Annotated in this window: 18 protein-coding genes and 1 pseudogene; all 19 read left to right on the forward strand. The window is 47.5% G+C overall.

The annotated features are described in order from the left end of the window. Positions 1 to 86 precede the first annotated feature (86 nt). The 19 genes and pseudogenes from PAV_RS13150 to PAV_RS13240 all read left to right on the forward strand — a co-directional run bounded on the left by PAV_RS13150 (position 87) and on the right by PAV_RS13240 (position 18,659). Complete coding sequence (locus tag PAV_RS13150; protein WP_005546909.1) at positions 87 to 920, forward strand: heptaprenyl diphosphate synthase component 1; 834 nt, start codon at positions 87 to 89, stop codon at positions 918 to 920. Positions 921 to 987: 67 nt separating this feature from the next. After that, the gene (locus tag PAV_RS13155) at positions 988 to 1,725 is read left to right on the forward strand and encodes a demethylmenaquinone methyltransferase (protein ID WP_005546912.1); all 738 of its coding nucleotides are present in this window, start codon (positions 988 to 990) and stop codon (positions 1,723 to 1,725) included. Beyond that, complete coding sequence (locus tag PAV_RS13160) at positions 1,718 to 2,587, forward strand: UbiA-like polyprenyltransferase (protein ID WP_005546914.1); 870 nt, start codon at positions 1,718 to 1,720, stop codon at positions 2,585 to 2,587. The genes PAV_RS13155 and PAV_RS13160 overlap by 8 nt, the downstream gene beginning before the upstream one ends. Then, positions 2,584 to 3,228 (forward strand): UbiX family flavin prenyltransferase, encoded by a 645-nt coding sequence (locus tag PAV_RS13165; RefSeq protein WP_005546917.1) that lies wholly within the window; start codon positions 2,584 to 2,586, stop codon positions 3,226 to 3,228. The genes PAV_RS13160 and PAV_RS13165 overlap by 4 nt, the downstream gene beginning before the upstream one ends. Further along, the gene (locus PAV_RS13170) at positions 3,191 to 4,039 is read left to right on the forward strand and encodes a menaquinone biosynthesis protein (RefSeq protein ID WP_005546919.1); all 849 of its coding nucleotides are present in this window, start codon (positions 3,191 to 3,193) and stop codon (positions 4,037 to 4,039) included. Before PAV_RS13165 ends, PAV_RS13170 begins: the two co-directional genes overlap by 38 nt. Positions 4,040 to 4,047: 8 nt before the next feature. Next, positions 4,048 to 5,022: a heptaprenyl diphosphate synthase component II gene (gene hepT / locus PAV_RS13175; protein ID WP_005546921.1), complete on the forward strand. Its 975-nt coding sequence runs from the start codon at positions 4,048 to 4,050 to the stop codon at positions 5,020 to 5,022. A gap of 94 nt (positions 5,023 to 5,116) precedes the next feature. Then, positions 5,117 to 5,559, forward strand: a pseudogene (ndk, locus tag PAV_RS13180) (nucleoside-diphosphate kinase). A 221-nt stretch (positions 5,560 to 5,780) separates the two neighbouring features. Then, positions 5,781 to 6,647: a CheR family methyltransferase gene (locus tag PAV_RS13185; RefSeq protein WP_005546923.1), complete on the forward strand. Its 867-nt coding sequence runs from the start codon at positions 5,781 to 5,783 to the stop codon at positions 6,645 to 6,647. Between the two features lie 230 nt (positions 6,648 to 6,877). Beyond that, positions 6,878 to 8,047: a chorismate synthase gene (gene aroC / locus PAV_RS13190; RefSeq protein WP_040735833.1), complete on the forward strand. Its 1,170-nt coding sequence runs from the start codon at positions 6,878 to 6,880 to the stop codon at positions 8,045 to 8,047. A gap of 13 nt (positions 8,048 to 8,060) precedes the next feature. After that, positions 8,061 to 9,182 (forward strand): 3-dehydroquinate synthase, encoded by a 1,122-nt coding sequence (gene aroB / locus PAV_RS13195; protein ID WP_005546927.1) that lies wholly within the window; start codon positions 8,061 to 8,063, stop codon positions 9,180 to 9,182. A 2-nt stretch (positions 9,183 to 9,184) separates the two neighbouring features. Next, positions 9,185 to 9,553, forward strand: a complete 369-nt coding sequence (gene aroH / locus PAV_RS13200) for a chorismate mutase (RefSeq protein WP_005546930.1) — start codon at positions 9,185 to 9,187, stop codon at positions 9,551 to 9,553. 502 nt (positions 9,554 to 10,055) lie between these two features. Continuing rightward, positions 10,056 to 11,762, forward strand: a complete 1,707-nt coding sequence (trpE, locus tag PAV_RS13205; RefSeq protein ID WP_005546932.1) for an anthranilate synthase component I — start codon at positions 10,056 to 10,058, stop codon at positions 11,760 to 11,762. Continuing rightward, on the forward strand, positions 11,759 to 12,817 hold the full coding sequence (trpD, locus tag PAV_RS13210) for an anthranilate phosphoribosyltransferase (protein ID WP_005546934.1): 1,059 nt from the start codon (positions 11,759 to 11,761) through the stop codon (positions 12,815 to 12,817). Before trpE ends, trpD begins: the two co-directional genes overlap by 4 nt. Beyond that, a complete protein-coding gene (gene trpC / locus PAV_RS13215; protein WP_005546936.1) occupies positions 12,807 to 13,616 on the forward strand; it encodes an indole-3-glycerol phosphate synthase TrpC in 810 nt (269 codons plus the stop codon). The genes trpD and trpC overlap by 11 nt, the downstream gene beginning before the upstream one ends. 58 nt (positions 13,617 to 13,674) lie before the next feature. Beyond that, positions 13,675 to 14,379: a phosphoribosylanthranilate isomerase gene (locus tag PAV_RS13220; protein WP_005546939.1), complete on the forward strand. Its 705-nt coding sequence runs from the start codon at positions 13,675 to 13,677 to the stop codon at positions 14,377 to 14,379. Next, a complete protein-coding gene (gene trpB / locus PAV_RS13225) occupies positions 14,376 to 15,596 on the forward strand; it encodes a tryptophan synthase subunit beta (RefSeq protein WP_005546940.1) in 1,221 nt (406 codons plus the stop codon). Before PAV_RS13220 ends, trpB begins: the two co-directional genes overlap by 4 nt. Continuing rightward, positions 15,593 to 16,420, forward strand: a complete 828-nt coding sequence (gene trpA / locus PAV_RS13230; protein ID WP_005546942.1) for a tryptophan synthase subunit alpha — start codon at positions 15,593 to 15,595, stop codon at positions 16,418 to 16,420. Before trpB ends, trpA begins: the two co-directional genes overlap by 4 nt. Before the next feature lie 50 nt (positions 16,421 to 16,470). Then, positions 16,471 to 17,568 carry a histidinol-phosphate transaminase gene (gene hisC / locus PAV_RS13235; RefSeq protein ID WP_005546943.1) on the forward strand — a complete coding sequence of 366 codons (1,098 nt, stop codon included), beginning with the start codon at positions 16,471 to 16,473 and terminating at the stop codon, positions 17,566 to 17,568. Further along, complete coding sequence (locus PAV_RS13240; RefSeq protein ID WP_005546945.1) at positions 17,565 to 18,659, forward strand: prephenate dehydrogenase; 1,095 nt, start codon at positions 17,565 to 17,567, stop codon at positions 18,657 to 18,659. The genes hisC and PAV_RS13240 overlap by 4 nt, the downstream gene beginning before the upstream one ends. The last annotated feature ends 101 nt before the right edge of the window (positions 18,660 to 18,760 follow it).

Consider the following 18,760-nt stretch of genomic DNA (forward strand, 5'->3'; position numbering starts at 1 on the left):
TTGTCCTATCACTTTAAACATATGCTATAATGATTTAGATTGCGACATCCGTATGGATGACTAACCGGTACAGTCGGAGGCAGCAGATGAATGGTTATCATATCTCGCAATTGGCTAAGCGGTATGTTGAACATGACATGATCCAGGCGCACACGGAACTACCTGCGTTTCCTAACGCAAGAGTGGAGCTGATGTTCGCCTTTTTAAACCGCAGCAAGCCAACAGCGGAACATAGTGAATTATTTGCATTAGTTACATCGCTCGTGCAGATTGGATTAGACACGCACGATACGATCGAATTGGCCGCGGAAGAGCATAACGATCGTAACTTGCGCTCTCGTCAGCTCAAGGTATTGGCTGGGGATTACTTTAGCAGCCGCTTCTATAACTTGCTTGCGCAGCAAGCTCAGATTGATGCGGTGCGCACCTTGAGCCAAGCGGTATGCGATATTAATCGTTTGAAGATGACGGTAGTAGACAAGATGAAGCATTGGACGATGACCGCAGAAGAATACTTGCGGTCGAGCGTTACGCTGAAGAAGCTGTTGTTCCAATCCTTCAATGCTCAAATGAATCAAGAGGATGTCCCAACCTGGGAAGAACTGCTTGATGCGATGACCGAGCTCGAAGTGTTAGAACGAGAGCAGGAACGAGCGGATCAATTCGCTCGATTTGAAGGAAGCTGGTCTTACTGGCATGTATGGCAGCAAGGCACAGATGATGAACGAAGAAAATTGAAGCACAAGACGCATGACGAGTTGTTCTGGAATGCGCTCATGTCCAAGTATGAGGTGAGGGAACAGCTTGCTTATCAGGCGCGTGTATCGCGAGACAAGCTGCATACGCTAGCGGTAGCTTTGCCGCTAGATAAGAACACAAGACAGCGTCTCGGCGCATTCTTAGCTCTACCCCGTCTGTGAATGAGTTAGCGTTCAACTCCAATAGATCGACGATACGTTCGGCGGAGAAAGGAATAGGTGACAGATCGTGGAGACACATTCGCCAAAGACTGGCAAGACTAAAGAACATTATGTTCAAGAAGTATTTCAAAGTATCGCTCCGAAATACGATATCATGAATGATATACTGAGCTTCAGACGTCACAAGGCTTGGCGCAATTTCACGATGCGCAAGATGGATATGAAGCAGGGGGAAACCGCGTTGGATTTGTGCTGCGGAACCTGTGATTGGACCATCCAACTCGCAGAAGCAAGCGGTACAGGCAAGATTACGGGGCTGGATTTCAGTTCAAATATGCTGGCCGTCGGTCAGAAGAAGGTTGACGAAGCTGGGCTGAACAGCCAAGTTGAGCTTGTAGAGGGAAATGCGATGGAGCTTCCTTTTTCAGACAGCAGCTTCGACTATGTGACCATTGGATTTGGTTTGCGCAATGTCCCGGATTTTGAACAGGTCATTCGTGAAATGCGCAGGGTTGTTAAGCCAGGTGGACAAGTTGTATGCCTAGAGCTAAGCAAGCCGACTTGGCAGCCGTTCAAGGGGATTTATTATTTTTATTTCCGCCATGTGCTGCCGCTGCTTGGTAAGTTAATAGCGAAACGGTACGAGCAGTATAAGTGGCTTCCTGAGTCACTGGTAACGTTCCCTGGCCGCAAGGAGTTAGAACAGATGTTTAGAGACAATGGACTTGAACGTGTGCAAGCATATCCATTCTTCGGCGGGATTGCCGCTCTTCACATCGGCACGAAGGGGAATGAACATGTTTAAAAAAGTACGTATATTCTTAGAAATGATTAAGTTCGAGCATACCATCTTTGCTCTTCCATTCGCGTTCATGGGGGCACTATTGGGAGCGATGGTTGTACATCAGCGCTTCCCGACCCTACCTGAGTGGGGCTGGATTCTAATGGCGATGTTCGGTGCTCGAAGTGCCGCAATGGCGCTTAATCGACTGATTGATGCGGCTATCGATGCGAAGAATCCGAGAACTGCCAATCGAGCGATTCCAGCGGGGTTGCTGAAAGCTGGAGAAGTGATATTATTTACGGCCGTGTCATTCGGTCTTTTATTTTGGGCTGCGGCCAATTTAGAGCCGCTATCTGTGTACCTGCTTCCGATTGCTGTTTTTATGCTTGTCTTTTATTCTTTTACGAAGCGGTTCACATGGTTGTGCCACGTTGTGCTGGGGCTTACGATTGCATTAGCTCCGCTTGGCGGCTGGGTAGCTGTAACGAATGAAATTAATGCCCCGGCTCTCATCTTTTATTTAACCGTGTCGTTGTGGACAGCAGGATTTGATGTTATTTATGCATGTCAGGATTATGAGTTCGATAAGAAGGAAGGCCTAAATTCGATACCGGTACGCTTTGGTATTGCGAAGTCGCTGTGGATTGCAAGAGGATTTCATATTGCAACGGCATTTGGATTTATCCTGTTATTATTTTTAACGCAATTAAGCTGGTGGTATATCGTTGGTACGGTTATTGCTAGTGCATTGCTCATTTATGAGCATTTGCTTGTAAAGCCTCACGATTTGAGTAAGCTCAACACGGCTTTCTTTACGATGAACGGCGTACTCAGTATCGTTGTATTTTGCTTTACGCTCATTGACTTGGTGGTGATGAAATGATGATTGCTCCTTCTAGGAAGCATTATGTAGTGGGAATCACCGGAGCAAGCGGTGCAATATACGGTGTGCGGCTGATTCAGTCTTTGCTGGAAGCAGACTACGAAGTGCATCTAATCGTTTCGGATGCAGGATGGCGTGTGTTGAAGGAGGAGCTTGGCTGGAATGTTACGAAGCGTCAGCAGGCAATTGAGCAGGCGTTCGGAGAGCTGTCCCATCGCGTTACGTATCATCCGAATCAAGATATTGGAGCAAGCATTGCAAGCGGCTCATATCGGGTGCAGGGCATGGTAATCATGCCTTGTTCCATGGGCACACTCTCATCGATTGCACACGGTGCTTCCGATAATCTGATGGGACGGGCCGCAGACGTTATGATGAAGGAAGGCCGTCCGCTGCTTATCGTTCCGCGTGAGACGCCTATGCATGCCATACATTTGGAAAATATGCTGAAGCTCGCGAATATGGGCGTCCGCATTGTGCCTGCAATGCCAGCATTTTACTATCATCCGAAGACATTGGATGATATAATTAATTTCCTTGTTGGCAAAGTGTTGGACTGCATGAACATCGAGCATCAGTTGTTCACAAGGTGGGGGGATTCGGATGCACACACAATCGAAGATTCGGATCGGCCGAATTGATTATACGAATGTGTGGCCGATCTTTTATCATTTCCGCCCAACAGGCTTGCATGCTGGTGTTGAGATGATTCCTGCAGTGCCTTCAACCCTAAATAGGGCAATGGCCGAAGGAAGAATTGATATGGGGCCGATATCGGCCTTCGCATATGGAGTATCTTCAAGCCAATACGCGCTTTTTCCGAACTTATCAGTTAGCGCGTATGGCAGGGTAAATTCGATACTGCTATTCGTAAAGAGGTCGCTTCAGGAGGCGCTGCAAGGAACAATCGCGTTAACGACATCTTCCGCGACATCCATTAACCTGATGAAGATTATTGCTTCCAAGTTTTATGGAGCTAGTCCGAGGTACGTTTCGCTCGATCCTGACTTGGAACAAATGATGGAGCAAGCGGATGCTGCCTTGTTAATTGGAGACCATGCAATCCGGGCTTCGTGGAGCAACACTGCTTATGAGGTCATAGATCTTGGAGAGTTATGGCATAAGTGGACAGGACATTGGATGACCTTTGCCGTGTGGGCTGTACGCAAGGAAGCCATTCAGCGCTATCCAGCTGATATTGAACGCATTGTACAGGCATTCGAGGCGAGCAAGCATATAAGTATTCGCAATGCTGAGCCGCTTGTCCAGGATGCGGTACGTTCGATCGGTGGAACGACAATGTACTGGCGCCACTATTTTTCTCAATTGAACTATGATTTCGGAAGGCCGCAGCAAGAGGGCCTCCGTCTTTATTTTCAATATGCGTATGAGTTGGGACTTATAGATCACGAAGTTCATTTGGAACTTTGGTCGGAAAATACGGTTGGTTAGGTGAAGGCATGAAACTGTGGGACATTTATGCGACAATGAAACAAGACGTATCGTATATTGAGCGTGAATTGGAGCGAAACATTCGCTCTGATCACCAGCTTCTTACGGAAGCGTCGCTGCATCTACTGAAAGCGGGAGGCAAACGGATTCGTCCTGTGTTCGTTCTGCTTGCAGGAAAATTCGGTACATACGATATAGAACAGCTGAAGCGAGTTGCTGTGCCTCTGGAACTAATACATATGGCTTCACTCGTGCATGATGATGTCATAGACGATGCGGAGATGCGAAGAGGACAGCTTACTGTAAAGGCTAAATGGGACAATCGCGTTGCCATGTATGCGGGCGATTATATGTACGGTCAAGCCTTAATGGTAGCGACAGAATTGCGACAGCCTGAAATTCACCGTATATTGTCTAAGGCAATGGTGGAAATGTGCATTGGTGAAATGGAGCAAATTCGAGATTTCTTCAATACAAATCAGACAATCCGGCAGTACCTGCTTCGGATCCGCCGCAAGACAGCATTGCTCATTGCAATCAGCTGCCAGCTGGGTGCGATTGCTGCACATGCAGAATCGAAGATTGGCTATGCCTTGTATCGATTCGGCTACAATGTAGGCATGGCATTTCAAATCAGAGATGATGTGCTTGACCTGACAGGTACGGAGGAACAAATTGGCAAGCCGCCAGGGAACGATATTCGCCAAGGGAATTTGACGCTGCCGGTTATATTTGCGTTACAAGACGATAAGCTGCAAGTGCCGCTGCTACGAGAAATTGATCGAATCCGTGAGCAAAATGGTGATACGGATGTATCTGCTGCGCTAAATATGATTCGTCAAAGTAACGGGATTAAGCGTGCTGAAGAGTTGGCTAACCGATATATTGAAAAAGCACTTGCTGAATTGGAACGCCTGCCGAACATCCGTGCTCGCCGTAATCTGCGCGATATTGCTTACTTTATTGCGAATCGTAACCATTGATTTGAACTATGGTGAAAAAATCGGGTGCCATTTGAAGAAATATTTGGTATAATGCGTGTGTTAGACGACTTCACATTTGAGTAGGAGTGATCGTATGGAACGCACATTCATCATGGTCAAACCTGACGGAGTACAAAGAGGCCTCATAGGTGATATCGTAGGCCGATTTGAACGTAAGGGCTTTAAACTTGTAGCTGGAAAACTGATGAAAATCTCGCGTGAACAAGCTGAACGTCATTATGCAGAACATGCACAAAAACCTTTTTTGGCGAACTCGTTGACTTTATTACATCTGGTCCAGTGTTTGCTATGATATGGGAGGGTGACGATGTTATCAGCTTGTCGCGCTTGATGATCGGCAAGACGAAAGTGATTGAAGCTGCACCAGGGACGATACGGGGAGACTATGCAAGTCATACGAACTTCAATGTGGTTCACGGTTCGGATTCTCCAGAAAGCGCTGAACGTGAAATCGCAAACTTATTCTCAGAAGTGGATTCATTTTGTTATGAGCGGGCATTGGAGCCGTGGATTTAATCGGTGCCATGAACGCGGCTCATACATACAGAAGTAAATCTATTTTTTGTTTTCTGTTGTAAGAGCTTACATAGGCAGGATTTAAGAAAGAACACGGCGAATAGTTACTATTCGACCGTGTTTTTTATATTGTCAAGTTGATAGGATACGAGGTACTATTCACATAGCATGTAGCAACTCATTTGCAACATACATATACGAACTAGAAGGTGTGAGCACAATTGTCAGAACATAAGACGACCGTATGGAATGCTGCTTCTATTTTCCCTGCTGCTAATGCGGCACCTGGGCAGGAGGCTGCGGTGGATCATGGAGATGATCAGGATTATGCGGAATTTGTCCAATATTTCCGATCAACTACAGGAATTGATTTATCACAATATAAGGAAACCCAAATGCGTAGACGCTTGTCTACATTGCGATTGAAGAATGGATACTCGACATTTGCGTCTTATTCGAAGGCGATGAGCAGCAATTCGGCCTTACTGGACGAAATGCTGGATCGGATGACGATCAATGTATCTGAATTTTGGCGCAATCCATTGCGATGGGATACGCTGCGTACTCGTGTGCTTCCTGAACTATCTGCACGAACACAGCATGTAAAGTGCTGGAGTGCCGCTTGCTCAACAGGAGAGGAGCCTTACACGCTGGCGATGATACTCGACGATTTGGGCCTGCTTGATCGAACAGAACTTACGGCAACGGATATTGATGAGAATGCTCTCGGGAGAGCTCAACAAGCAATATATGTAGAGCGTTCATTAAAAGATGTTCCTTCATCATTCAAGAGCCGCTATTTTACGCAGCAAGTGAATAGTTTTCACATCATTGATCGCTTGAAAAAAGCGATTCACTTCCGCAAACAAAACTTACTAACCGATCTATTTGCGACGCAGCATGATTTGATCATTTGCCGGAATGTAATGATATACTTCACGGAAGAAGCAAAGCATGAGCTGTATCGGAAATTCGCTGATTCACTCAAGCCTGGCGGCGTCTTATTTGTTGGAAGCACGGAGCAAATCTTCAATCCGCAGCAGTATCATCTTGAGACGATAGAAACTTTCTTCTATCGCAAGCTGTAGCTGCTTGATCATCATAACGTATATGATTTTGTACTCGTACATGATGAACGAACTGAATCGTACTTAGATGAGCGAATGAATGAGATGTGGGAGATGCGCCCTAGCGCTTGCGATCAAGCGTTGCGGGCGTGTTTTGTTTTCTTGTCAAACGTTGGCTCCTATACTATAATGAGAAAAAAGTTAAGGGTTTTAGCCATTTACAGCATTACAGCCTAAAGGGGGAGCAACTTGTGAGTCTACGTTATTTGACTGCAGGAGAAACACATGGACCGCAGCTAACGGCCATTGTTGAAGGAATGCCTAGCAACATGGTTATTGATTTCGAACAACTCAATTTCCAACTTCATCGCCGTCAAAAAGGTTATGGCCGCGGGAGACGAATGCAAATTGAGAAAGATACAGCAACAATCGTTGGCGGTGTGCGTCATGGACGTACGACAGGTGCTCCAATTGCTATAGTAGTTGAGAACAATGATTGGAAGCATTGGACCAAAATTATGAATGTGGAGCCGATTGAAGGGACTGATGAAGAGAAGCGTCGCGTTCATCGCCCGCGTCCAGGTCATGCGGATCTGAACGGCGGCTTGAAATATCAATTGAAGGATTTGCGCAATGTACTGGAGCGCTCCAGCGCGCGTGAGACAGCTGCTCGCGTGGCTGTTGGTGCAGTAGCTCGTCAATTCCTTGAAGCGTTCGGTGTCAAGATTGCTGGACAGGTTATTCGCATTGGCGAAATTGAAGCTCCTGCTCATCATTTGCCGATTGATGAAATTAGAGAACGCACGGAGGCATCTTCTGTTCGGGTCGTCGATCCAGAGACAGAGAAGAAGATGGAAGCATATATTGACCAAATTAAAGGGGAAGGCGACTCAATTGGCGGTATTGTTGAGTGCATCGTGGAAGGTCTTCCTGTTGGATTGGGCAGCCACGTGCAATATGACCGCAAGCTGGACGGCCGCATTGCCCAAGCAGTCATGTCGATCAATGCCTTTAAAGGGGTAGAAATCGGTATCGGGTTCGAGGCGGGGCAACTGCGCGGATCGCAAGTTCATGATGAGATCCTCTACAGTGAACAATCGGGCTATACTCGTGCTACGAACCGACTCGGTGGTTTTGAAGGCGGGATGACAAATGGAATGCCTGTAGTCGTGCGCGGTGTTATGAAGCCTATCCCAACATTATATAAACCGCTGCGCAGTGTTGATATTGATACGAAGGAGCCATTTACAGCACAGGTAGAGCGTTCTGACGCATGTGCGGTGCCAGCAGCGAGCGTTGTAATGGAGCATGTAGTTGCGTGGGAAGTTGCAAAGGCATTTTTGGAAAAATTCGGCGGTGATTCGATGGAAGAAATCAGCGCCAACTATGAGCAATATTTGGAACAAGTATCCCGATATTAAAGGGGGGAACGTGATGAGCAAGAATCTCACTTTGAATGCAGCAGAGTTAACGGTTGAACTGGGGGAGCGTTCTTATCCGATTTGGATTGGCAGCGGTCTTCTTAACCGTATCGGTGAGGCGTTCCAATTACGGGGCATCCCTACTCGCAGTCCGATCGTCATTATTACGGACGAGCACGTTGCTCCGCTATACTTGAATCATACAGAAGGCAATCTTCGCCGTGCAGGGTATCAAGTTCATTCCTTTGTTGTAGCGGCTGGTGAATCGTCCAAGTCGCTGCGAGTGTATGAACAATGCATTACGGCTGCACTTGATGCTGGATGTGATCGCCATTCCTCTATTGTTGCCCTTGGCGGTGGCGTTGTCGGAGACTTGGCTGGCTATGTAGCGGCAACTTATATGCGCGGCATTCGATTCATTCAGGTGCCCACAACGATATTGGCTCATGACAGCAGTGTTGGAGGCAAGGTAGCAGTTAACCATCCGTTCGCCAAAAATATAATCGGCGCCTTCCATCAGCCGGAAATGGTGTTGTACGATACTTCTACGCTGCTAACCTTGCCGGATCGAGAAGTTCGAGCAGGATTAGCTGAAATGATAAAGCACGGCCTTATATGGGATGAGAAGTTCACTGCTTGGTGTGAAGTGCAAGCTGACCGCTTGCTGGCTAAAGACGAGGAAGCACTAACGTACGGCTTGCTGAAGGGCTGTGCGATTAAGGCACAGGTTGTCTCACAAGATGAGCGGGAACACGATTTGCGAGCGATATTGAATCTGGGACATACGATTGGGCATGCCTTGGAGGCTGTCGCAGGATATGGTGAATTGCTGCATGGAGAAGCTATCTCAATCGGTATGGTAGGTGCTGCGCGCATTGCAGAACAACTCGGCGAAGATAAGCAAATAGCGATCCGCACAGAGAATATACTGAAGAAATACGGCTTGCCTGTAACAGTACCGAAGCATATGAATACGGACGATATTGTGCAAGCTATGATGCATGACAAGAAGTTTAAGGAAGGGCACACCGTATTTATTGTGCCTACTGCCATTGGGCGTGTGGAAATTCGCAAGGATGTACCGGTTAGCCTTGTACGAGACATCATCGAAGAATTGAAGGGAAAGAAGGCGTGACCATGTACGCAAGAGGAATACGCGGTGCAACGACGGTAAGCCGCAATGATGCAGAGGAGATTTTGCAGTCGACCACGCTTCTGCTTGAGCAGATCGTTGAGCAAAATGACGTTCAGCCTGAACAGATTGCAAATATTTGGATTACAATGACAGAGGATTTGAATGCCACCTTTCCAGCACGTGCGATACGCGCCATGAAGGGGTGGGATCTTGTTCCCTTGATGTGCGCGGTAGAGATCCCGGTTAAGGGCAGCCTTCCATTGTGCATTCGATTAATGGTGACGATCAACACTGACAAAGAGCAGCACGATATCCGCCATGTGTACTTAAATGAGGCAATTGGTCTCAGACCTGACTTGGCAGGCTCTTAGAAGTGGCTGAGCCAAGTAAGTGCGGATCGTTTGCGACCAAAAAATCAGTTACTGGATTGACGGAGAGTTCATTTCCGGTTATATTGATATCAGCAGAGTTGAGCAGAGTTGAGTTTGAGATTGAGATGAGTTGAGCTGAGACGAGATAGAATAGGAATAATATGGTCTATGTAGGCTTAAGCCTGTTGTATTTGCTGTACATCAATTTGATTGCAGCGAAGTAATGGAGCCAAATATAGGCTGTTCCTATCCTCATTTATTTGAATTACTCATCCACAATTTCATCGTATACCAACAAGCCTCTGCCTTGCGCAGAGGCTTTTTTATTCGAACGCACTGTTGTAAATGTTGTGCTATTCGTATATGACAACCATGGTTTCCGTGGAGGCGCCGTTTACAGTGGATAACAGAGTAGAAATGTGTTGGTAGACGCTCTCGTTCATCACGCGCTATGTATTCGTTCTTGACGGCTACATAACGAAGTTGAAAGGAGTGGAAAGCGATGTATCCCCAATTGGACGAAGTTATCCGTCTGTCCCGGCAATATAATGTCATTCCGGTTGCAGAGACGATGATGGCTGATACAGAAACCCCAATTCGATTATTTCAAAGATTACGCAATGAACCATATGCTTTTTTGCTGGAGAGTGTGGAGGGTGGCGTCCAATGGGCCCGCTATTCCTTTATCGGAACGGATCCGTTCCTGCTCCTTCAAGGGAAAAACGGCCGATTGCGATTGATCGAACACGGACATATCACAGAGGTGCGAGAGCGCCCAATCGAGATGATGAAGAAGTTAATGCATAAATATAGGAGTCCAGCGATAGAAGGACTTCCTCCAATGACAGGTGGGGCTATCGGCTGCTTTGGCTATGATTTGGTTCAGCAGTATGAACGGTTGCCTCGACATAAGTATGACACATTGCAAATGGATGACATTCGATTTATGTTCTGCGATCAGTTGGTCGCCTTTGATCATGTGAAGCAGCAAATACAGTTCATTGTTAACATTCATGTTGATCCAGATAGTTCAGAAGACATGATTCGTTATCGATACGAGCGAGCGAGACAGAAGCTGCGAGGTCTGCAGATGAAGCTGACAGCACCGCTTGCGAGCAGTACTAGACCGGTTCAGCAAGCATCGGCATCATCTGCGGGAGAAGAGGTACTGCGAGGCGTACGATCCTCAGAAACGAAGGAGTCGTTTATAGCTAAAGTAAATCGAGCAAAAGAGTATATTCGTTCCGGGGATATATTCCAAGTTGTGCTATCCCAGCGTTTTGAACGACAGACACAAGCGGATCCGCTTGATGTGTACCGGGTGCTTCGCATGACGAATCCATCGCCTTACATGTATGTGTTGAAGTCAGAGGACGATATGATTGTCGGTACCTCCCCAGAGATGCTTGTCCGCATTAAGGATGAGCGTGTAGAGACAAGACCGATTGCCGGAACGAGACCGCGCGGAGCCTCAGAAGAAGAGGATGCTGCGTTTGAGGCCGATCTCATGCAAGATGAGAAGGAACGAGCGGAGCACGTCATGCTGGTTGATCTCGGGCGGAATGATCTTGGCCGCGTATGCGAGTTCGGAACCGTACGCTGTGATACGTACATGAACGTGGAGCGGTATTCCCATGTGATGCATATCGTGTCGAACGTATCTGGCAAGCTGCGCAAGAACAAGGATTTTTTCGATGCCTTTCTGTCCTGTTTGCCGGCAGGCACATTATCCGGAGCCCCGAAGATTCGAGCAATGGAGATTATTGCCGAGCTGGAAGAAGAGTCGCGCGGGATCTATGGTGGAGCCATTGGTTATTTAGGCTTCAATGGGAATATGGATTCCTGCATTACGATACGAACGATTATTTTTCGAGAGGGCCTAGCATATGTTCAGGCCGGTGCAGGAGTTGTCTGGGATTCCATTCCGGAGAATGAATATGAAGAGACGATTAACAAAGCGAAGGCTTTGCTGCTGGCGATACGAATGACCGAAGAGATGTTCGGAAGTAACAGTAGTTATTCTAGGTCTGCTGGTTCTGCTGCTCAAGACCGCAATACTGATGAGTCTCTATGCACAAGCACAATTGAACAGACGGCAATCAGAAGTACTACAGCCAACGCCACAATGCTGCCAGCGAACTGGGACTATTATATTGGTACGGAGGAACGGGCTGCTTCGCTTCCCGTCGCCGAGGGGAGGAACTTATGATGACGAGCCAACTTGTAATCGGGAATGCGTTGCTGAAGGAAGCGCTTGGCCAGGTGCTGTCGGGACAGCACCTAAGCCGTGGAGAAGCTCGCGATGTCATGGCCAATGTTATGGATGGTCACGCAACATCCGCACAAATCGGCGCTCTGCTTGCAGGACTGCGCTTGAAGGGAGAAACGGTTGATGAAATCGCTGGTTTTGCTGAAGCGATGCGCAGCCGGGCCTATCAAGTCGTAACCTCGCATGAGCGTTTGCTGGACACGTGTGGCACAGGCGGTTCGGGCATTCATAAGTTAAATGTCTCTACAGTCGCGGCGATTATCGCATCGTCCGCATCCGTTCGGGTTGCGAAGCATGGCAATCGTTCTGCTTCCAGTCGTTCCGGCAGTGCGGATGTTCTGGAGGCGCTCGGTGTCAATATCCAGTTAACAAGTGAAGAAGCGGCACAGTGCTTGGAACGAATCGGAATCTGCTTCATGTTCGCTCAAATGTATCATCCTGCGATGAAGCATGCGGCTGCGCCGCGTAAAGAGCTTGGTGTTCGCACGGTTTTTAACATGCTCGGTCCTTTAACAAATCCAGCAGGAGCGGATCGGCAGGTGCTAGGAATTTATGACCGTACGAAGACGAATACGATCGCGGCAGTCTTGCGAGAGCTCGGGTTGAAGCGGGCACTTGTTGTTGCTAGTGAGGATGGCTTGGATGAAATCAGCTTATCTGCTCCAACACAGGTGAGTGAACTGAAAAACGGAGAAGTATTCACATATACGATTACGCCTGAGGAACTCGGACTTCGCACGCAGCCGTTGAAAAATGTGCTTGGCGGCGATGCCTCAACGAACGCACAAATTATTCGCGGGCTACTATATGGAGAGCAGGGAGCCCACCGGGATATTGTTCTTGCCAATGCGGGCGCTTGCATCTATGTAGCGGGACAATCGGGATCGATCGCTGAAGGTGTTCGAATAGCTGCTGAAGCAATCGATAATGGATTGGCAAATCAAAAGCTGGATCAATGGATCGCAGTGACTGGAGGGCTAAGTCATGTTTCTTGAACGGATAGTACGTACGAAGGAAGAAGAAGTACAGACGCTTAGACAAGTGATGAATCGAATCGAGGCGGAGAAGATGGCAGCAGAGCTTCCTCCATGTCGAGGTTTTATCGATTCACTGACTGCAAATAAAAATCGTTCGGTTGCCTTGATTGCTGAAGTAAAGAAGGCGTCGCCATCCAAAGGGCTGATCCGTCAGCATTTTGATCCAGCCGAGATTGTTGCTGAATATGAGGCAGCAGGCGCAGATGCATTGTCCGTTTTAACGGATCAGGTCTATTTTCAAGGCGGCAGCGAAATTTTGCAGCAGGTGCGCGCCTTAACGGATTTGCCGATATTACGGAAGGAATTTATTATCGATGAACTCCAATTGTTTGAAGCAAGGTTACTAGGTGCGGATGCAGTGCTGCTTATCGCAGCCATCTTGAGTGATAATCAACTGCGGCATTTGCACGACACTGCTAGACAACTTGGCATGGATGTTCTGGTAGAAGTACATGATAAGGCGGAGATGGAGCGTGTTGGCAGGATAGAAGGCATCAAGCTCATAGGCATTAATAATCGCAACCTGCATACGTTTGAGACGGATATCGAGCAGACTAATCGGATTCGACATCTAGCGCCGACAGGCTGTATCTTAGTGAGCGAAAGCGGCATCCATCTTCCGGCGCATATACATCGTATGGATGAGCTGGATGTTGATGCGGTGCTAGTCGGAGAGCATTTCATGAGACAAAAAGATATAAAGGCTGCAGTGGAGCAGTTGATGAGCGGGCTTCTAAACCCAAATACTGTTATCTGATTAGCTAAAAAGGGAAGAAAACGAGGATGGATGTCTGAATATGTAAGGAGCAAGCATTATGGCAGTGAATGAACGATCATGCAGTGAGCACTCATCCAAAGTTAAAATCTGTGGCTTGACCAATCTGGACATAACTCGTCGAGTTATACAGATGAAGCCCGATCATATCGGATTTGTTTTTGCGCCAAGTCGAAGACAGGTTGATCCGCAGCGAGTGAAGCAGTGGCTGTTCCAGCTCAGCAGAGAAGAACAAGAATTGCCTGATATTGTAGGTGTGTTCGCGAATCCAACTCGTGAAGAGCTGAAGCAAGTGCTGGATTTGGCTCCGATTACAAGTGTTCAGCTCCATGTGAAGAATAATACGGCACTGTTGGCGTGGATAAAGGATCACTATGATGTACAAATATGGAGGTCGATTCCGATCAATGGATCAGACGAGGGCATATTCTATTCGATTAGCACGGCAGTGAACGAGTTGGATGTTCAATATGCGGATGTTGTCCTGCTTGATACGTATTGTCCTATGCAGGGCGGCGGTTCTGGAAAAGTATTTGATTGGACGGTAATACCAGCCTATACAGACGCTTTGGCGGAATTCGAGCTTCCACTTTATATTGCGGGCGGGTTGACGCCTGATAATGTTGAGTTGGTAGTAAGGGAATATGGGATTCAAGGTGTAGACGTATCCAGCGGCGTGGAAACTAATGGAGTGAAAGATGTCGTAAAGGTTCAGGAGTTTATCGAAAGGGTGAGGGGAAAATGAGCAACATGGAAAAGATTGCAGCAACCGTTTTACCGGATGAGAACGGTAGATTCGGACCATTTGGAGGCCGATTTGTGCCAGAAACATTAATGAATGCGCTGTTGGAGCTGGAAGAGGCATATCGCTCACACGTAAAGGATCCTGAATTCCAACAAGAGCTGATCAATCTCCTGACTCAATACTCAGGCCGGCCGACCTCGCTTTATTACGCAGAGAGGCTCACTGCTACGCTGGGCGGCGCTAAAATTTATTTGAAGCGTGAGGATTTGAACCACACCGGGGCTCATAAAATTAACAACACAATCGGGCAAGCTTTGCTTGCAAAACGTATGGGCAAGACCAAGCTTATTGCTGAAACGGGAGCGGGCCAGCACGGTGTTGCGACAGCAACGGTTGCAGCGCTGCTAGGCATGGAATGCAAAGTATTCATGGGTGACGAGGATATGAAGCGGCAAAGCTTGAATGTATTCCGGATGAAGCTGCTTGGTGCCGAAGTCGTGCCTGTGTTGTCAGGCACACGGACATTGAAGGATGCTGGGAATGAAACACTGCGATACTGGGTGAGCAATGTCCAGGATACATTCTATATTCTGGGATCAGTAGTTGGTCCACATCCATATCCGATGATCGTAAGAGACTTCCAGCGCATTATCGGAGATGAAACACGCCAGCAAATGGTTGAACTGGAGGGGCGCTTGCCGAACATGCTGATCGCAGCAGTAGGTGGGGGCAGCAATTCCATGGGGATGTTCTATCCATTTTTGCAGGATGAATCCGTTCAGCTTGTTGGGGTAGAGGCGGCAGGAAAAGGAGTAGATACACCCTATCACGCAGCTACAATGACGCTGGGGACACCAGGCGTATTTCAGGGATCGATGAGTTATTTGCTGCAGGATCAGTTCGGTCAAGTTCAGCCAGCACATTCGATATCAGCAGGACTTGATTATCCGGGCGTAGGTCCAGAGCATTCATATTTAAAATATACGGAGAGAGCCACATACGTACCAATTACAGATGAGGAGGCGCTGAATGCGCTGCAATTGCTTTGCCGCACGGAAGGTATTATTCCGGCATTGGAATCATCTCATGCGGTTGCGCAGGCAATGAAATCGGCGCCTGCTATGAATAAGGAAGATATAATTGTCATTTGCTTGTCCGGCCGGGGGGACAAAGACGTTGGCACGATTATGGAGACGTTGGGGGAGGATTTGGTATGAGTCAGACAGTAGCAAGCAGCAATTTGTTGGATGATACATTCCGTACATTAAAAGCAATTGGCAAGTCTGCTTTAATGCCCTTTATCACGTTAGGCGATCCAACGTGTGAGATAACGCTTGAGTTACTACTGCAAATGGAGCAGGCGGGTGCTGACATTATTGAATTAGGCATTCCATATTCTGATCCGCTTGCTGATGGTCCGGTAATCGAACGTGCATCTGCCCGGGCATTGCGCAATCAAGTATCCATTGCAGATGCGCTACGTATTGCTGCACAAGCGCGAAAACGAGGAGCGGGCATTCCTTATGTGTTGTTTACCTACTATAATCCGGTACTGCAATTCGGCCTTGACAGCTTCGTACAGGAGGCAAGAAAGGCTGGAATTAGCGGTATTATTATTCCTGACTTGCCTTATGAAGAGAGCCATGAAGTCAGGGAAGCCGCTGATCGTGAGGGCATTCATCTTATACCGTTGGTAGCTCCGACATCAGATGCGCGGGTAGGCGCAATCGTAGCTGAAGGAAGAGGCTTCATTTATTGTGTATCCTCACTCGGTGTAACAGGTGTCAGAGACAGCTTCGACACGCAGGTCGATGGTTTCATCGATTTGGTTCGGCGCAGTACAGAGCTTCCGATTGCGATTGGCTTCGGCATCTCGACTGCAGCGCATGTGCGGCATTTTGCGAAGCGTTGTGACGGTGTCATCGTAGGAAGTGCTATCGTGCGGCGCATTGAAGAAGCGCTGCCGTTATTGGAGGATTCGAATTCGGCTGCAGAGGGCATCTTGCAAATTTGTGATTTTGTGCGACAATTAAAACATTAATTTTTTGCATTTGCAATCACTTTTGTAAATGAGAAAGGTGGTATACCCACATGCAGCCGAAGAACAGTGTTGTTCACCTGCCTGTATATCAGCCAGGGAAATCAGTTGATGAAGTAAAGCGAGAGCTGGGCTTGGATCGTATTATCAAGCTGGCTTCCAATGAGAATCCGTTCGGATCTTCTAAGCAAGCGAAGCAAGCTATCTTACAAGAAGTGAACAATATGAGCATTTATCCAGATGGAGCAGCTCAAGCACTGACCGATGCTGTTGCGGCACATTTGGATGTTGAGCGAAAACAATTGATTTTTGGCGCTGGCTCAGATGAAATTATTTTAATGATATGCCGCGCGTATCTCGTGCCCGGCGATGAGATTGTCATAGCGGATCAGACATTCCCCCAATATAAGCACAATGCAGAAATTGAGGGAGCCGTAACTATAGAGGTTCCGCTAAAGGATGGAGCGCATGATCTGGACGCGATGCTTGCTGCCGTGAATGACCGGACGAAAATCGTATGGATTTGCAATCCAAACAATCCGACGGGAACGATTGTAAGCGCTGATGAGCTGGATCAATTTATCGCACGTATACCTGCACATGTAATGGTTGTATTGGATGAGGCATACTGTGAATATGTAACAGATCCGAACTTCCGTGATGCTTTAGAGCTAGTACGCCGTTATTCCAATGTTGTTTCCTTGCGAACATTTTCGAAAATTTATGGATTGGCGTCTTTGCGCATCGGTTATGGAATCGGACACCCTGATGTGATTCATACGATCAATCAGGTTCGTGAGCCATTTAACACAACTCGCTTCGCTCAGGCAGCAGCTTTAGCTGCCGTACAGGATCAAGCCTTCATTGAAGATTGCAGGCAGAAGAATGCAGCTGGAATTCAGTATGTACAGCAGCAATTTGCGCGCATGAATCTGGATAGCTTTCCAGCACACGGAAACTTCATAATGGTTGATGTAGGATTTTCAGCAATTGAAGTCTTTAACGCACTCCTGCGTCGCGGCATTATAACCCGCGCAGGCCATAGCAAATATCCGCAGCATATCCGAATTACGATTGGCAGCCAAGAAGAAAATGAGGCAATGGTTCAAGCCTTGGAAGAAGCCTTGGAAGAGGTTAAGGTGACGAAATGAGAACTAAGATTACAATTATAGGCGTAGGGCTCATAGGCGGCTCTCTCGCCTTATGCTTTAAGAACAGGCCGGGTATACATGTCGTTGGTTATTCCCCAAGTCAATCATCAGCAGAGAAGTATATAGAGCGCGGCGTCGTAGATGAAGCGACGACCTCCTTGCGTGATGCGGTTGAGGATGCGGATTACATCTTCGTATGTGTTCCAGTGGGAATGCTGGAATCAATGCTGAATGATTTGCAGAATTTGCCGCTCAAGCCGGGCTGCATCGTAACTGATGTAGGAAGCACGAAGTCATCGGTAGCGCGTTGCGCACGTGGACTGCAATGGGAGGACGTACACTTTATTGGTGGTCATCCAATGGCCGGCTCGGAGCGCTCGGGTGTTGAAGCAGCTACTACACTGCTGTTCGAAAATGCTTTTTATGTACTAACACCTGATGAATCGGCTAATGAAGAAGCTTATAGCAGGCTTGTATCCTTGCTCCGATATACGAAGGCGCATATCATTCGGATGAATCCGGAAGAGCACGATGAGGTAGTTGGCGCAATCAGTCATTTGCCGCATGTGGTCGCAGTAGCCTTGGTGAATCAGGTACGCTCCTATAATGAGAATAATGAGCTGTATGAGCTGCTCGCTGCCGGTGGATTCCGGGACATTACCCGTATTGCATCCAGTGATCCTGTCATATGGAGAGACATTCTTATTAACAATAGGGATGTCGTTCTTCGTTTACTTTTAGACTGGAAAGCGTCTACGGAGCAATTTATCGATATATTGCAGCGACAGGACGGTGAAGGGATAATCCAGCAGTTTGCTGAGGCTGGCGACTTCCGGAGCCGCATGCCGGAACGCCGCAAAGGCGTTATCCAATCGCTCTACGAACTATACGTCAATGTACCCGATCATCCTGGTATTATCGGCAGTATTGCAACAGAGCTTGGTAATCATCACATTAACTTGAGCAATGTTCAAATAATTGAAAGCCGCGAGGACGTGCCGGGCGTACTCCGATTGTCATTCCGTCAGCAGGGGGACTGGGATCGAGCGAAGGAACTGCTAAGCTCCAAAGGGTACGAAGTATTCATATAACGGAAAAATTTGTGAATTGAAGAAAATTTTTAACGAAAACCTATTGACGACGTGAAAACGTATACATTATAATAGCAGTACAGTATGGTTTCTCTCCACTC

Source organism: Paenibacillus alvei DSM 29 (assembly GCF_000293805.1).
GTDB classification, from domain to species: Bacteria; Bacillota; Bacilli; order Paenibacillales; family Paenibacillaceae; genus Paenibacillus_B; species Paenibacillus_B alvei.

What these genes read in the sequence shown, in the direction of transcription:
- PAV_RS13170 (WP_005546919.1), top strand. Translation starts at nt 3,191, where the DNA reads ATGCACACACAATCGAAGATTCGGATCGGCCGAATTGATTATACGAAT.
- trpB (WP_005546940.1), top strand. Translation starts at nt 14,376, where the DNA reads ATGAGCAACATGGAAAAGATTGCAGCAACCGTTTTACCGGATGAGAAC.
- trpC (WP_005546936.1), top strand. Translation starts at nt 12,807, where the DNA reads ATGTTTCTTGAACGGATAGTACGTACGAAGGAAGAAGAAGTACAGACG.
- trpE (WP_005546932.1), top strand. Translation starts at nt 10,056, where the DNA reads ATGTATCCCCAATTGGACGAAGTTATCCGTCTGTCCCGGCAATATAAT.
- hepT (WP_005546921.1), top strand. Translation starts at nt 4,048, where the DNA reads ATGAAACTGTGGGACATTTATGCGACAATGAAACAAGACGTATCGTAT.
- aroB (WP_005546927.1), top strand. Translation starts at nt 8,061, where the DNA reads ATGAGCAAGAATCTCACTTTGAATGCAGCAGAGTTAACGGTTGAACTG.
- trpA (WP_005546942.1), top strand. Translation starts at nt 15,593, where the DNA reads ATGAGTCAGACAGTAGCAAGCAGCAATTTGTTGGATGATACATTCCGT.
- trpD (WP_005546934.1), top strand. Translation starts at nt 11,759, where the DNA reads ATGATGACGAGCCAACTTGTAATCGGGAATGCGTTGCTGAAGGAAGCG.
- PAV_RS13220 (WP_005546939.1), top strand. Translation starts at nt 13,675, where the DNA reads ATGGCAGTGAATGAACGATCATGCAGTGAGCACTCATCCAAAGTTAAA.
- hisC (WP_005546943.1), top strand. Translation starts at nt 16,471, where the DNA reads ATGCAGCCGAAGAACAGTGTTGTTCACCTGCCTGTATATCAGCCAGGG.
- PAV_RS13240 (WP_005546945.1), top strand. Translation starts at nt 17,565, where the DNA reads ATGAGAACTAAGATTACAATTATAGGCGTAGGGCTCATAGGCGGCTCT.
- PAV_RS13160 (WP_005546914.1), top strand. Translation starts at nt 1,718, where the DNA reads ATGTTTAAAAAAGTACGTATATTCTTAGAAATGATTAAGTTCGAGCAT.
- PAV_RS13150 (WP_005546909.1), top strand. Translation starts at nt 87, where the DNA reads ATGAATGGTTATCATATCTCGCAATTGGCTAAGCGGTATGTTGAACAT.
- PAV_RS13165 (WP_005546917.1), top strand. Translation starts at nt 2,584, where the DNA reads ATGATGATTGCTCCTTCTAGGAAGCATTATGTAGTGGGAATCACCGGA.
- aroH (WP_005546930.1), top strand. Translation starts at nt 9,185, where the DNA reads ATGTACGCAAGAGGAATACGCGGTGCAACGACGGTAAGCCGCAATGAT.